Consider the following 14,889-nt stretch of genomic DNA (forward strand, 5'->3'; position numbering starts at 1 on the left):
GAAAATGAACTATAATGATCTGGTGACTTTAGGTATCGCCTTTGGATTGGGGCTTCTTGTTGGACTTCAGCGTCAGAAGGCCAATGATGAAATGGCTGGGGTTAGGACATTTACCTTAATAGGAATCCTTGGAGTACTATCAGGATTTTTAACCAGAGACTATGGTAATCCCTATATTTTACCAATATTGGGGATTGCAGTAACTGCTCTCTTGGTTATTGCGAACTTTGTTAAACTAAAGAAGCTTACCCATCCCGATGTTGGTCAGACTACAGAGGTAGCGGCCTTGTTAATGTTTGCCATTGGAGCATATTTAGTAATGGGGGATAGAGTTTTAGGGGTGATAATGGGAGCCTCTATGGCGGTGCTACTTCACTTAAAGGACTGGCTTCACAGCTTTATAGATCGGTTAAAGGATAAGGATATCGCCGCTATAATGACCTTTGTAGGTATTTCATTGGTGGTGCTGCCCATTTTGCCAAACAAGACCTTTGGGCCCTACCAGGTATTAAATCCGCAGAATATATGGTTGATGGTTACCCTTATTGTAGGGTTAAGTGTATTGGGGTATTTTATATACAAATTTGTAGGAAAGAAAGTAGGAATTATTTCTAACGGAGTTTTAGGCGGCCTAATCAGTAGTACGGCTACAACGGTCAGTTACGCCAAGAAAACAGCAGATACCGCTGGGATAGGTAAGTTGGCGGCGTTTGTAATTACTACAGCTTCTACAATTGCCTTGGCAAGGGTTATGGTAGAGGTAATTGTAGTAATACCGGAGAAAATTCCTGAAATGCTATTGCCTTTATTGTTTCAATTCGTAGTAATGGCCTTGGTGTGTGTGGTGCTGTTTTATACGATAACCAAGGACAGTTCCGATGAAAAGATGCCAGAACCTAGTAATCCTGCACAATTTAAGAGTGCATTGCTATTTGGGTTGCTCTATGGGCTTATTTTATTAGCTGTGGCTTTTGCTAAAGAAGAGTTTGGTAATGAAGCACTGTATGCAGTAGCTATTATTAGTGGGCTCACAGATGTAGATGCAATTACGCTTTCATTGTCCCAGCTAGTTAAGGGAGGTTCTCTGGAAACTACAACAGGATGGAGGTTAATATTATTGGCTTCGCTCTCTAATTTAGTTTTTAAGGGAATAGTGGCTGCTGTGATGGGAACAAGGGAATTAACAAAATGGATAGCCTATTCCTTTGGCGTTGCTGTTGTTGCTGGGGTATTATTAATTTGGCTATGGCCAACAAATTGGCACTTTTAGGTTATGGGTTGGTTCAGTAGAGATCCCTTGCAGATCATCGCTTTTCAGACTTACGGTACTTCCCGTAATTTATATATAAAAGGTCGTGCTTTGGAAGATGAGGATATTGACTTGTCTAAAAAAAATATTTTTCATCTAGTGGTCAATTCTTGGAAGCGATTTAAAACCGATGTGGTGGGTAATGCTAAACTAGAGTTGACTCTTTCCAATGGATTTAAGCATGAGTTTAAAACGGACAAGGAAGGGTATTTCTTGGTGAGACTCCAACTAGAAGGTCAGCCTCCCGAATGTAATGAAGAAGGGTGGTTGATTTATGAACTTTCCTATGCAGATGTTGAACTTGAGCGAAAAATTCAGCTAGAAAATAGGTTCCCCGGAAAGATGTTGGTGCCATCTCTAAAGTCGAATTATGGGGTGATTAGCGATATAGATGACACTATTTTACATACAGGAATAGTTTCTCTACTAAAGTGGCGCGTTATCTATAACACGTTGTTTAAAACCCCTGGAAAGCGATTGCCTTTTGCCGGTGCGGCAGACTTTTATCATCTTTTGCACAGAGGGCCAACCGGGAAAGCGGCAAACCCTATTTTTTACGTGAGCAATAGCCCCTGGAATTTGTACCGCTATCTAGAATTCTTTTTAAAAAACAATAATTTTCCTAAAGGCCCCATTCTATTGAGGAGCTTAAGTTCTTTTTTTAAAAAGAATAAGGTTGTAAATGGAGAAAGCTTATCGCATAAGCCCCATGAAATACTCAATATTTTGGATATGTATCCTGAACTTTCCTTTATCTTAATTGGGGATAGTGGGGAGCGGGATGCCGATATTTATCTCGATATCGCCCAACGTTTCCCAGATAGAATTAAGGCTATTTACTTGAGAAGTGTGGCTCATAAGAAAAGGATGTTTCGGGTTAAAAGCCTATTTTCAGACTATAAAACCGTTCCAGTGTTGTTGGTGGAAAATTCCGATGAGGCCGTAATACATGCCAGGGAAAATGGGTTTATTCGCTAACAATGTATTATGTCACTGTGAAACAGCTAATTAAATTTCTTGGAAATTTTTTATAGCGATTAACCCATTTTCAGAACCTAAAACAGCCCGTTTATTTCAGCGTCTATTTTATTGATTACCAGTCCTAAGTCTTCCGGATTGTCTACGAAATCTAGCTTATCCACGTCTATTACTAATAGGTTTCCTTTCTCATAGCTTTGAGCCCAGGCTTCGTAGCGTTCATTAAGTCGGCTTAGGTAATCTATGGAAATGGTATTTTCGTATTCTCTTCCCCTTTTATGGATTTGGTTAACCAAATTGGGAATAGTGCTTCGTAGGTATATTAAAAGATCCGGAGGTTGTACCAAAGTTTCCATCAATTGAAAAAGACTGTTGTAATTTTCAAAATCCCTATTGGTCATTAAGCCCATGGCATGCAAGTTAGGAGCAAAAATATGGGCGTCCTCATAAATTGTTCTATCTTGGATGGTTTCTTTGCCGCTTTTTCTAATCTCCAAAATTTGGCGGTATCTACTGTTGAGGAAATATATTTGAAGATTAAAACTCCAACGTTCCATCTGATTGTAAAAGTCATCTAAATAAGGATTGTCCACAACGTCTTCATATTGTGCTTCCCATTTATAGTGTTTGGATAGTAATCGGGTCAAGGTTGTTTTACCAGCTCCAATGTTTCCAGCAACAGCAATATGCATAGGTGAATTTATATTAGGGTTATTGATTTTTGGGCTTATCCAAATAATGGGTGCAATATACGAGATATACTGTGCATGCTAAAATCTTTGGAATATAATCTAATGAAAAGTGCCCGAAAATGAATTCGAGCTTATTTTTTCGGAGCTAGACTAAACCAAATCTCTTATTAGTAGTCTTAGCTGTAATTACAAGATAATATTATTATGAGGATCTCATTTATTTTGCCATTGTTGTTGTTAGCGATTAATATCTATTCTCAGGATTTTCAAGGGGAGGCTACCTATTTGAGCAATGCCACCGTGGATATGGATTTAAGTGGAAGGCAAATTCCGGAGGAGCGAAAGGAGCAAATAATACAAAGGATGAAGGAAGCCAATGAGCGAACCTATATTTTGACTTTTGACAGATTCTCCTCAAATTATAAAAAGGAAGAACGTGTGCAACAGTCAGGTAGAGGAAGAGGTGGAATGAGATTTGGTATATTGGACGGTGAAAGTAAGGATTATTACAAAGACATAAAAGAAGGTAAATATCTGGCTCAAAATGAGCTTTTGGGGAGGTTGTTCTTAATAGAAGATGAATTGCCTAAATTAGATTGGAGATTGGAAGCAGAAACAAGACAGATTGGGAATTATACTGCTCAAAAGGCTACTGCTAAAAAAGTGATTACAAGACCAAACTTGCGAGGCGCTTTTCGTAGAGGTGAGGATAATCCTGAAAATGAGGGAGAATTGTTCTTGGAAAAGGAAGTGGAGATAGTTGCTTGGTATACCATGGATATACCTGTTAACCAAGGTCCCGGTGAATATTGGGGGTTGCCAGGATTAATCTTGGAAATCAGTGATGATATTACCGTAATTCGCTGTACTAAAATAGTGCTCAACCCAGTAGAGAAAAAAGAGATAAGTGCCCCCGCTGGCGGTAAGAAGTTGACTCAAGCGGAATACGATAAAATTTACAACGAAAAAGTATCCGAAATGAGAGATCGTTTTCGCACAGGAAATGAGGGTAGGAGAGGGAGGCCATAAGTCTAATTAAATTATAGGGTTTTATACTGTAATTCCAATTTTATCCATAGTTCTCTTATTTTTTTGCCCTGGTAAAAATGGGTCTTATGAATTACTTTTATTGTCCCTTCATGCTATATTCTGCTCGGGTGTACGATGTTTGACGTAAATTATAATTTAAAGGCCGTTTATTGCTCCCTTAAAAAATCTTGTTAAACCTATTTTGATTCGTCAGTAATTCTTGTACTTTTGTGCCTGTAAAATTTACGAGGAAGGATTTGACTGATTGCAACCTCTGAGGACCATAAAGAATTTTGGTCTAACAAAATGCTAAAGCAGTTTATGTTGTTTGTTGTTTTTGTAACTCTTGCAGCTACTCTTCTCTAGAATTCATCAAATCCTTGCCCTTATTTAGTTATATATATACGAATATGGCATATTTATTTACTTCAGAATCCGTTAGTGAGGGACATCCCGATAAAATTGCAGACCAGATAAGTGATGCGCTTTTAGATAATTTCTTAGCCTTCGATCCGGAGAGCAAAGTGGCTTGTGAGACTTTAGTGACCACTGGGCAAGTAGTATTGGCTGGCGAAGTTAAGAGTCGCACCTACCTAGACGTTCAGCAGATAGCAAGGGATGTAATCAATAGGATTGGTTATACCAATGGGGAATATAAGTTTAGCGGGGATTCTTGCGGGGTTATTTCCTTGATCCATGAGCAGTCCCAAGATATCAATCAGGGAGTGGATAGAGGTGCTAAAGAAGATCAAGGCGCTGGTGACCAAGGGATGATGTTTGGATATGCCACTAGGGAAACCGATAATTATATGCCATTGGCTTTGGATATTTCTCATAAGATTTTGCAAGTTTTGGCAGAACTAAGACGGGAAGGGACTCAGATTAGCTATTTGCGCCCCGATGCCAAAGCTCAAGTGACTATAGAATATTCTGATGAAAATGTTCCGCAAAGAATAGATACCATTGTGGTTTCTACCCAGCATGATGAATTTGATGCTGACGATGCGGTGATGTTGGCGAAAATTAAAAAGGACATAATTTCTATTTTAATCCCTAGGGTAAGGGAGCAATTGCCAGAAAATATTCAACTACTTTTTAATGATGAAATTAAATACCATATAAATCCAACCGGAAAATTTGTAATTGGTGGGCCACATGGGGATACTGGTCTTACAGGAAGGAAAATTATTGTGGATACTTATGGTGGTAAAGGTGCCCATGGTGGTGGTGCATTTAGTGGTAAAGATCCAAGTAAGGTAGATAGAAGTGCTGCCTATGCAGCGAGACATGCGGCTAAGAATTTGGTTGCAGCTGGAGTTGCCGATGAGCTATTACTACAAGTGAGCTACGCCATTGGGGTAGTAGAGCCAACCTCTATATTGGTGGATACTTACGGTACTGCCAAGGTAGATCTTACCGATGGGGAAATTGCTAAGAAAGTAGCGCATCTGTTTGATATGCGTCCCTTTGCCATAGAAGAGCGTTTGAAGCTGAGAAATCCAATATATTTGGAAACTGCAGCCTACGGACATATGGGTAAAGAACCCATTATAGTGACCAAAGTGTATGAATCTCCATATAATGGGAGAGTAGAAAAGGAAGTGGAATTGTTTACGTGGGAAAAATTAGATGCTTTGGACGAAGTAAAAAAAGCCTTTAATTTATAATTTTTTGAAAATATTAGGAAATTAAAATTTTCCGTAACTATATTTGCATACCTAAAGTTCAAGCACTTATTGAATTGTTATCAAGAAAGGTGGAGGGAATAGACCCTTTGAAGCCTTAGCAACCCTTTGACCCCATGTCAATGAAGGTGCTACATTCTACCGAAACTAAAAATTGGACCCATAAGCGTCTAATGTAGTCAAGGCAGATAACACAAACGATTACTTCGGTAATTGACTTTCTTTTTAACTCTTTGATTTTATAATAAGGCATTGTCCGCTTTATTTGCTTTGGATTTTTATTTAATAATTTAATAATTTAATAAAAAACAAAAGAATCATGAGTAATCAAAAATTTGCAACTAACGCGTTACACGCTGGTCACGATACCAATTTAACCGCAGGAACAAGAGCTGTACCGATTTATCAGAATACGGCGTATGTTTTTGATAATACAGACAATGCAGCTGGTAGATTTAATCTTTCCGAACCAGGATTTATTTATACAAGATTAAATAATCCTACTAATGATATCTTGGAAAAGCGTTTAGCTGCTTTGGAGGGTGGAATCGGAAGTGTAGTCACCGCATCTGGTACTGCTGCTATTTCTACCGCCTTGTTGGTGTTGTTAAAGACAGGGGATCATATTGTGGCATCTAGCAGTCTATACGGAGGTACTTATAATCTGTTAGCGGTTACTTTACCTAGATTTGGGATTACTACCACTTTTGTAGATCCAGGAGATGAGGAGAACTTTAGCAAAGCTATAAAGGAGAATACCCGTGCCATTTTTGTGGAGTCTTTAGGGAATCCAAAATTAGATGTGTTGGACTTAAAAGCGATTTCCAAGGTAGCTAAAAATGCCAAAATCCCGTTTATTGTAGATAATACCGTAGCAACGAGTGCTTTGGTAAAGCCAATAGATCATGGTGCCAATATAGTGATCCATTCCCTTACAAAATACATTAACGGAAATGGAACATCTATGGGGGGAGTAATCGTGGATGCTGGAACTTTTGATTGGAGCAGTGGTAAGTTCCCTGAGTTTACAGAACCATCTCCAGGGTATCATGGATTGGTATATCATGACGTATTGGGTGCTGCTGCATTCATTGCCAAGGTGAGGATAGAAGGGTTAAGGGATCTTGGTGCCGCGCTAAGTCCATTTAATGCATTCCAGATTATCCAAGGGTTGGAAACGCTAGAAATTAGAATAAAAAAACACAGCGAAAATGCTTTGGCCGTTGCAAAATGGCTTCAGGATAGGGAAGAAGTAGCTTGGGTGAATTATCCAGGACTACCATCAAGTCCTTACTACAAGCTTGCACAAGAGTATCTCCCTAAAGGACAAAGTGGAATTATCACTTTTGGGGTAAAAGGAGGATATGAGTCGGCCAAGAAAGTTGTGGACGAGACAAAACTATTTTCTCTTCTAGCCAATATTGGAGATACCAAATCACTTATTATCCATCCAGCAAGTACCACTCATCAGCAATTGGATGACAATGCGCAACAAACCACTGGGGTTACCAAAGATCTAATACGTATTTGTGTAGGATTGGAAGACCTAGAAGACATAAAAGCGGATTTGGAGCAGGCATTTGCCGTAATCGATAAATCACATTTGGTTTAATATTTAACCATCCGAAATTATATATAATATAAATGGAAGTTAAGGAGCGCTTATGTAATTGTCTAATGGCAAAGCGCTCCCTTTTTTTAAAACTTCCGAAATTGCTTTATTTAGAAATTTTACTTTCAACCTTAGTTTATGCTACATCAACTTTCGATTCAGGATTACGTTACCGATAGCGGATACAAATTGGATATTAATTTGTCTTATGAGTTATTTGGACTCCCATTGCATACGGCGCCAATAATAATGGTAAACCATGCCTTGACCGGAAATTCTAATGTTGCTGGGGAACAGGGATGGTGGAAAACGCTCATTGGGGATGGAAAGTGTATCAATACAAAGAAATATACAATACTATCTTTTAATATTCCAGGGAATGGGTATGACGGATTTGTTATTGATAATTATAAGGAATTTGTAGCAAGGGATATTGCTAGAATATTTCTTCTGGGCTTGGAGGCCTTAAAGATAAATCGACTTTATGCGTTAATAGGCGGTTCTTTGGGTGGAGGTATTGCTTGGGAAATGGCAGCTCTAGATCCTAACTTAATAGAGCATTTAATTCCTGTCGCATCCGATTGGAAATCTACAGATTGGTTAATTGGTAACTGCCAAATACAAGAGCAGTTTTTGATCAATTCAAAACAGCCAGTACATGATGCCCGTATGCATGCCATGTTATGTTATAGAACTCCAGAATCTTTTAAAGAGCGTTTTAAAAGGAGTACCAACGAGGAACTTAACGTATTTAATGTGGAGAGTTGGTTAACGCATCATGGTAATAAATTACAGGAACGTTTTCAGCTGTCGGCTTATAAATTAATGAACCAATTGCTGAAGACCATAGATATTACCCGTAATGGTGAGGAAGCTTTTGAAGCTTTGCAAAACAGCAATACCAATATCCATATCATTGGGGTAGATTCCGATCTGTTTTTTACTGCAAGGGAGAACAAGGATACCTTTAAAAAATTAGCACAAGCTAACAGTAATGTAACCTATGGAGAAATTCAGTCCCTTCATGGCCACGATGCGTTCTTAATCGAATTTAAGCAGATGGAAGAACTGCTAAAAGGAATCTTCGATCTAAATGGTAGGTCTAAAAAGATTAAAGTTCTAAAGTTTGGAGGTAAATCCTTGGCAAATGGAGAAGGTTTGGATTCTGTTGTTCGAATAATTTCTGGAAAGGTGGCGGCAGGTGAGAATATGGCGGTAGTGGTCTCGGCAAGGAATAAAGCAACGGATGAACTAGAAAGTATTTTGGATAAGGCGGCTAGAGGTGTTGAATATAGTAAAGATTTAAAGGAATTTGAAAAATATCAAAAGCACCAGTTTACCAATATAGACACTTCCGAAGAGATAAAGGGCTTGAAGAAACTATTTGAAGGAGTGGCTATTTTGGGGGATTATAGTCTTAAGATAAAAGATCAGGTATTGGCCTGCGGTGAAATTTTATCAGCCAAATTATTGACTCAAATTTTATTGGACAAAGGAATAAAAGCCAGATTTGTAGATACCCGAAAGTTAATAAAGACCGATAGCAATTTTGGGGATGCAAAAGTGCTTGACTCCCTATCTAAAGAAAATGTTATACGGGAATTTGCGGATCAGGATGAAGATATCGTATCTATTGCTACTGGCTTTATTGGATCTAACGAATTAAATGAAACTACGACCTTAGGAAGGAACGGCAGTAACTATTCTGCGGCTTTATTGGCCAATTATTTAAATGCGGAAGAACTACAAAATTACACCCATGTTGATGGGATATTTACGGCTAACCCAGATTTGGTGGCCGAAGCACAACGTATAGAGCAGCTCTCTTATGGTGAAGCCAATGAGTTGGCTAATTTTGGTGCCACTATTTTACATGCGAAAACGATTATTCCATTAATTGAGAAAAATATTCCGCTCAGGATTCTTAATACTTTTAACAACGATACTGAGGGAACTTTGATCAGTGCTAAAACTAGTAAGGAAGGAATAAAGTCACTTTCTGTTATAGAAAACATGGCCATGATTAATTTGGAAGGACGTGGTCTGTTAGGTAAAGTAGGGGTAGATGCCCGTATTTTCAGGACTTTAGGGAACAACAATATAAGTGTTAGTATTATTTCGCAGGGATCTTCGGAAAGAGGTATCGGATTGGTGGTGGATGCGAAGAACGCTGCGTTAGCAAAATCGTCCTTGGAAGAAGAGTTCCAAACCGATTTTAAACTTCAGGATATAAATAATATCACTTTGGTAGATCAGGTTTCTGTGATTTCAATTGTAGGTCAGGACTTGAGTACATTCCATAAACCGTACAATGCTTTGATTAAAAACCAGATAGTACCCCTTCTTTTCAATAACACTATTTCTGGTAAAAACGTGAGTTTAGTGGTGAAAAAATCAGATTTGCATAAAGCATTGAATGTAATGCACGGTCAGATTTTTGGAATCAGTAAAAAAGTGAACATCGCAATTTTTGGTCATGGGAACGTTGGAGGGACGCTTATAGACCAAATTTTGAAATCCAATACATCTATAGAGAAGAGGAAAGGAATTCACCTAAATATTTTTGCAGTTGCCAATTCCCAAAAGGTGTTGCTAAACAAAAAAGGGGTTTCCAAACAATGGAAAACTTCTATGGATTCTAAGGCCGTTCCTTATAAGTTAGAGGATGTTATTAAATATGCGAAGGATAACCACTTGGAAAACCTTATAGCAGTAGATAATACCGCTAATGAAGAATTTGTAAGCTTTTATGTTGATTTGGTAAAGAATGGGTTTGATTTGGTCTCATCCAATAAAATAGCCAACACCCTTAGTTTTGATTACTATCAGCTATTGAGGGAAGAGTTGGAGAGAAATCAAAAACAATATCTATACGAAACCAACGTGGGAGCAGGATTACCACTTATTGATACTATTAAACTGTTGCATCTTTCTGGTGAAAATATCACTGGGATAAAAGGCGTGTTCTCTGGGTCCTTAAGCTATATTTTTAATACTTTTTCGGAGAAAGAAGCCCTTTTTTCGACTATTTTAAAGGAAGCAATGGATCAAGGATTTACCGAGCCTGATCCACGAGAAGACCTTTCTGGGAATGATGTGGGTAGAAAATTATTGATATTGGCAAGGGAGCTCGACTTAAGTAATGAGTTCTCCGATATAAATATTGAAAACCTTATTCCTGAAGCCTTGCAAAAGGGATCAGTGAACGAGTTTTTGGACCAGTTGTCTGTTTTGGATGAGAAATTCAGTGCTATTAAAGCAGCACAAAAGCCTGGACATGTTTTGAGATATGTTGGCGATCTTTCTGGAGACTTGCAAAAGGAGAAGGGGAAATTAGATGTAAAGTTAGTTTCAGTACCAAAGGAGAGTGCCTTGGGTCAGATTAAGGGTTCCGATTCTATCATTGAAATATATACCGAATCTTATGGAGAACATCCATTGGTAATCCAGGGTGCTGGTGCAGGTGCCGCTGTAACTGCTAGAGGTGTTTTTGGTGATATATTACGAATAGCAGATAAAGGGTAGGTTAGACACCTTTTAGCCATTAGTATTACGGAAATTGAGCTTGCCTTCCGTTAGGGAGTCGTAGTCGATATTGGGTGTGGTTGATAGGAGGTTAATTGAATACACGTTTCGAATCTGCTATCAATAATTTCCTACGCTAACTTGGTTGTTGAGCAGATTATAGTCCAAAGCGGTTAGGGAAGAGGAGATATTAGCATAGAAAAAGAAAAAATAAAATTATGGCGAATCAACATAAATTTGAAACAGAGGCAATACGGACCCAAACAGAAAGGAGTCAGTTTTTAGAGCATTCCACTCCCCTATACCTGACCTCTAGTTTTGTGTTTGAAGATGCCGAAGATATGCGAGCCTCTTTTGCGGAGGAGAAAGATCGTGATATTTACTCTAGATATGGGAATCCCAATTCCACAGAGTTCATAAATAAAGTTTGTAAAATGGAAGGTGCGGAGAACGGCTTCGCCTTTGCTTCAGGAATGGCAGCGGTATTCTCCACTTTTGCAGCTTTATTAAATAGCGGGGACCATATTATTTCATCCAGAAATATTTTTGGATCTACCCATAGCCTGTTTGATCAGGTTTTTCCTAAGTGGAATATTGATCATAGTTATTTTCAGATTGATGAGCTAGATAAAATAGATGAGCTGGTTACCTCGAAAACTAAAATTCTTTATGCCGAAACTCCCACCAATCCAGGCGTAGATGTTATAGATTTGGACGTGTTGGGCAAGATTGCGAAAAAACATAATCTTATTTTTATAGTAGATAATTGTTTTGCATCCCCCTATTTACAGCAGCCCATAAAATTTGGGGCAGATTTGGTAATACATTCAGGCACAAAATTAATGGATGGACAAGGTAGGGTTTTGGCTGGAATTACGGTGGGAAGCGCAGAATTGGTAGATAAAGTATATCGATTTTCTAGGATTACAGGACCATCTTTATCACCCTTTAATGCTTGGGTACTCTCTAAGAGTTTGGAAACACTATCGCTCAGAGTGGACAAACATTGTGAAAACGCACTGAAGTTAGCTGACTTTTTAGAGGGACATCCAAAGGTAAATTGGGTAAAGTACCCATTTTTAAAATCGCATCCCCAATATGAAATTGCCAAACGGCAAATGAAAGCGGGTGGTTGTGTTGTGGCATTTGAAGTGGATGGTGGAGTAGCGGCAGGGCGTAGATTTTTTGATGCTATAAAAATGCTTTCTTTGTCTGCTAACCTCGGAGATGCAAGGAGTATAGTTACTCATCCTGCATCTACAACGCATAGCAAACTGTCTACTAAAGACAGGATGGCAACAGGTATTACAGATGGAATGGTAAGGGTGTCTGTGGGTCTGGAGCATATAGATGATATTATTGCGGATATTGAACAGGCTTTGGCTAGTTAATAGCATTTTCAACTTGCAGGATAGCTGGATATTTTGGTGCTTAAATTTTTACCAATTAAAATATCCAATTTTCCTTATCTTCGCCTCATGCTTTCCAAAAAAACTAAATACGGATTAAAGGCCCTTACGTTTCTAGCGTCTCAAAAGGGGCGTCAGCCCGTGCAAATTTCAGAAATTGCGAAACAGGAGAACATTTCGCGAAAATTTTTGGAGAGTATTCTTCTTACCCTAAGAAAATCTGGGCTTCTTGGTTCAAAAAAAGGAAAGGGTGGTGGCTACTACCTTATTAAGGAGCCCAAAGATATTCCTATGACCGTGGTGATGCGCGTTTTGGAAGGCCCTATTGCGATGGTGCCCTGCGTTAGCCTAAATTTCTACGAAAAATGTAGCGACTGTCCGGATGAGGCAAGTTGTTCTGTACATATGTTAATGCTTCAGGTAAGGGATAGCGCCTTGGAAGTGTACAAAAACAATACCCTGGCCGATCTAGTGCCGTAATTAGGGTTTCCTATACAAATCGATTGATTGAGAAGTAATAAAGGTTTGGTTCCTTATTTGGAATGCAATATCTATAATTTCTATGTCTCATTTTTAATAATCTACTAAAACTATAGGTTAATAGTAAAATTTTTCTGGATTTTAAGTTTTCAATCTAAAAAATAATTTTACATTTGCTTAGCCTATTAAATCGATAGGATAATAAGAAATACTTTTTTGCACATGATTGCAGAACAATTAATAGCCAGTAATAAGACGGTTACAAAAAGTTATAAAGTAGATAAGGGATCAGAAAATCCCAAGCGGAGTATTGCTAAATCCATTAGCTGGAGGTTGATCGGTACCTTGGATACCATGTTAATATCATGGGTAGTAACAGGTGAGCTTACGGTGGCATTTTCAATTGGAGTGGTAGAACTTTTTACCAAGATGATATTATATTTTTTTCATGAAAGAATTTGGAATAAAATCCAATGGGGGAAGTAATATAGAAAAGATAATAAGGGTTAAAACAACTAGACCATGGCATTTACAGAGGAGCAACTACATAAATTAAATCTGCAATTTAAGGGAATACCGCCAGCAGAGATCATTTCATGGGCAATACAATATGCAGAAAGACCTGTGGTGACAACTAACTTTAGACCTTATGAGGTAGCTATTCTCAATGCCGTTACTGAGGTAGATGCTGATATCCCGGTAATCTGGTGCGATACTGGATATAATACACCGCATACTTATAGGCATGCAGAGGAATTGATAGATAGATTGCATTTGAATATTAAATTATACGTTCCAAAACAAACATCTGCACATAGGGATGCTATTATGGGGATTCCTGGTATAGACGATCCAAGACACGCCCTCTTTACTGAACAAGTGAAACTAGAGCCCTTTAAAAGAGCAATGAATGAGCATAGACCCGATGTTTGGTTTACCAATCTAAGAAAGGGGCAGACAGCTCTTAGGGATTCTTTGGATATCCTAAGTCTAAGTAGGGATGGTGTTTTAAAAGTTAGCCCGTTTTATCATTATAGCGATATTCAGTTGGATGGGTATTTAAATTTGAGAAACCTCCCCAATGAACATAAGTACTTTGATCCAACCAAAGTGTTGGAGCACAGAGAATGTGGGTTGCATACCTAATAAAATATTAATAACGGTTGATTGTATTTTTAAAGATTTAGAATCAAACATTTAACAATATTATTTTGAGCATAATAGAAACAGATTTGGACACAGTATTAGACGTTGAGCAATCTAAGGTGCTTGGGGCTCTTAGAAATAACGACTTGGAGAATGAGGCAATCTACATTTTTAGAGAAGTAGCTGCCCAATTTGAAAGGCCTGTTCTACTTTTTTCAGGAGGTAAGGACTCCATTACCTTGGTTAGGTTGGCGCAAAAAGCATTTTATCCTGCCAAAATCCCATTTCCACTAATGCATATAGACACAGGGCATAATTTCCCTGAAACTATTGCCTTTAGAGATAAATTGGTGCAAGAACTGGATTTGGAATTGATAGTGAGAAATGTACAAGATTCCATAGATCAAGGGAAGGTAGTAGAAGAATCAGGGAAGTACGCCAGTAGGAATATCCTGCAGACTACCACCTTGTTGGATGCTATTGAAGAATTTAAGTTTGATGCTTGTATAGGTGGGGCTAGAAGGGACGAGGAAAAAGCACGCGCTAAAGAACGTATATTTTCGGTACGTGATGATTTTGGTCAATGGGACGAAAAAAACCAACGTCCAGAAGTATTCGATATGCTGAATGGGCAAATTGAGCTGGGCCAAAATGTTAGGGTATTTCCTATAAGCAACTGGACAGAATTGGATGTTTGGAGCTATATCCAGAAAGAAGCTATAGAGATACCGTCTATTTATTTTGCTCATAAGCGAAAAATATTTTTAAGAGATGGCTTTATATGGTCAGCTGAGGATGACGTGGTTTTCCGTGCCGAAGATGAAGTAGTGGAAGAAAGAATGGTTCGCTTTAGAACAGTGGGGGATATGAGCTGTACCGCAGCCGTGCTTTCTGATGCGGATACCATAGAAAAAGTGGTAGGAGAAATTAGAGCGTCCAAGATTTCGGAACGCGGGGCCAGAATAGATGATAAACGATCCGAGGCTGCAATGGAAAAAAGAAAGCAACAAGGATACTTTTAAGC

Annotated in this window: 12 protein-coding genes and 1 riboswitch; of the genes, 11 read left to right on the forward strand and 1 reads right to left on the reverse strand. The window is 38.5% G+C overall.

What is annotated here, in order from left to right:
* The first annotated feature begins 4 nt into the window (after positions 1-4).
* Positions 5-1,270 (forward strand): MgtC/SapB family protein, encoded by a 1,266-nt coding sequence (locus G466_RS0111265; protein ID WP_026813761.1) that lies wholly within the window; start codon positions 5-7, stop codon positions 1,268-1,270.
* Between the two features lie 3 nt (positions 1,271-1,273).
* The gene (locus tag G466_RS0111270) at positions 1,274-2,287 is read left to right on the forward strand and encodes an App1 family protein (protein WP_026813762.1); all 1,014 of its coding nucleotides are present in this window, start codon (positions 1,274-1,276) and stop codon (positions 2,285-2,287) included.
* A gap of 77 nt (positions 2,288-2,364) precedes the next feature.
* On the opposite strand, the gene G466_RS0111275 is transcribed toward G466_RS0111270, so the two are convergent.
* Positions 2,365-2,979, reverse strand: coding sequence for a deoxynucleoside kinase (locus G466_RS0111275; protein WP_026813763.1), 615 nt, complete (start codon positions 2,977-2,979; stop codon positions 2,365-2,367).
* Between the two features lie 204 nt (positions 2,980-3,183).
* Between G466_RS0111275 and G466_RS0111280 the strand changes: the two genes are divergently transcribed.
* The 9 genes from G466_RS0111280 to cysD all read left to right on the forward strand — a co-directional run bounded on the left by G466_RS0111280 (position 3,184) and on the right by cysD (position 14,887).
* A complete protein-coding gene (locus tag G466_RS0111280) occupies positions 3,184-4,008 on the forward strand; it encodes a GLPGLI family protein (RefSeq protein WP_026813764.1) in 825 nt (274 codons plus the stop codon).
* A 410-nt stretch (positions 4,009-4,418) separates the two neighbouring features.
* Positions 4,419-5,675: a methionine adenosyltransferase gene (gene metK, locus G466_RS0111285; protein WP_026813765.1), complete on the forward strand. Its 1,257-nt coding sequence runs from the start codon at positions 4,419-4,421 to the stop codon at positions 5,673-5,675.
* Positions 5,676-5,749: 74 nt separating this feature from the next.
* A riboswitch (SAM riboswitch) is annotated at positions 5,750-5,862 on the forward strand.
* 150 nt (positions 5,863-6,012) lie between these two features.
* Complete coding sequence (locus G466_RS0111290; RefSeq protein ID WP_026813766.1) at positions 6,013-7,305, forward strand: O-acetylhomoserine aminocarboxypropyltransferase/cysteine synthase family protein; 1,293 nt, start codon at positions 6,013-6,015, stop codon at positions 7,303-7,305.
* A gap of 138 nt (positions 7,306-7,443) precedes the next feature.
* Positions 7,444-10,830, forward strand: a complete 3,387-nt coding sequence (thrA, locus tag G466_RS0111295; protein ID WP_026813767.1) for a bifunctional aspartate kinase/homoserine dehydrogenase I — start codon at positions 7,444-7,446, stop codon at positions 10,828-10,830.
* A gap of 218 nt (positions 10,831-11,048) precedes the next feature.
* The gene (locus G466_RS0111300; RefSeq protein ID WP_026813768.1) at positions 11,049-12,221 is read left to right on the forward strand and encodes a trans-sulfuration enzyme family protein; all 1,173 of its coding nucleotides are present in this window, start codon (positions 11,049-11,051) and stop codon (positions 12,219-12,221) included.
* 87 nt (positions 12,222-12,308) lie between these two features.
* The gene (locus G466_RS0111305; RefSeq protein ID WP_026813769.1) at positions 12,309-12,719 is read left to right on the forward strand and encodes an RrF2 family transcriptional regulator; all 411 of its coding nucleotides are present in this window, start codon (positions 12,309-12,311) and stop codon (positions 12,717-12,719) included.
* 222 nt (positions 12,720-12,941) lie between these two features.
* Positions 12,942-13,205 carry a DUF2061 domain-containing protein gene (locus tag G466_RS0111310; RefSeq protein WP_026813770.1) on the forward strand — a complete coding sequence of 88 codons (264 nt, stop codon included), beginning with the start codon at positions 12,942-12,944 and terminating at the stop codon, positions 13,203-13,205.
* Between the two features lie 36 nt (positions 13,206-13,241).
* Entirely contained in the window at positions 13,242-13,865 is a 624-nt protein-coding gene (locus G466_RS0111315) for a phosphoadenosine phosphosulfate reductase domain-containing protein (protein ID WP_026813771.1), read from the forward strand.
* Between the two features lie 119 nt (positions 13,866-13,984).
* Complete coding sequence (cysD, locus tag G466_RS0111320; protein ID WP_026813772.1) at positions 13,985-14,887, forward strand: sulfate adenylyltransferase subunit CysD; 903 nt, start codon at positions 13,985-13,987, stop codon at positions 14,885-14,887.
* Positions 14,888-14,889: the final 2 nt, after the last annotated feature.

This window comes from Arenibacter certesii DSM 19833, from assembly GCF_000429545.1.
GTDB lineage: Bacteria > Bacteroidota > Bacteroidia > Flavobacteriales > Flavobacteriaceae > Arenibacter > Arenibacter certesii.

Coding starts and splice junctions, on each gene's coding strand:
- G466_RS0111265 (WP_026813761.1), top strand. CDS start 5: ATGAACTATAATGATCTGGTGACTTTAGGTATCGCCTTTGGATTGGGG.
- thrA (WP_026813767.1), top strand. CDS start 7,444: ATGCTACATCAACTTTCGATTCAGGATTACGTTACCGATAGCGGATAC.
- G466_RS0111275 (WP_026813763.1), bottom strand. CDS start 2,979: ATGCATATTGCTGTTGCTGGAAACATTGGAGCTGGTAAAACAACCTTG.
- G466_RS0111280 (WP_026813764.1), top strand. CDS start 3,184: ATGAGGATCTCATTTATTTTGCCATTGTTGTTGTTAGCGATTAATATC.
- G466_RS0111270 (WP_026813762.1), top strand. CDS start 1,274: ATGGGTTGGTTCAGTAGAGATCCCTTGCAGATCATCGCTTTTCAGACT.
- G466_RS0111310 (WP_026813770.1), top strand. CDS start 12,942: ATGATTGCAGAACAATTAATAGCCAGTAATAAGACGGTTACAAAAAGT.
- metK (WP_026813765.1), top strand. CDS start 4,419: ATGGCATATTTATTTACTTCAGAATCCGTTAGTGAGGGACATCCCGAT.
- G466_RS0111305 (WP_026813769.1), top strand. CDS start 12,309: ATGCTTTCCAAAAAAACTAAATACGGATTAAAGGCCCTTACGTTTCTA.
- G466_RS0111290 (WP_026813766.1), top strand. CDS start 6,013: ATGAGTAATCAAAAATTTGCAACTAACGCGTTACACGCTGGTCACGAT.
- G466_RS0111300 (WP_026813768.1), top strand. CDS start 11,049: ATGGCGAATCAACATAAATTTGAAACAGAGGCAATACGGACCCAAACA.
- G466_RS0111315 (WP_026813771.1), top strand. CDS start 13,242: ATGGCATTTACAGAGGAGCAACTACATAAATTAAATCTGCAATTTAAG.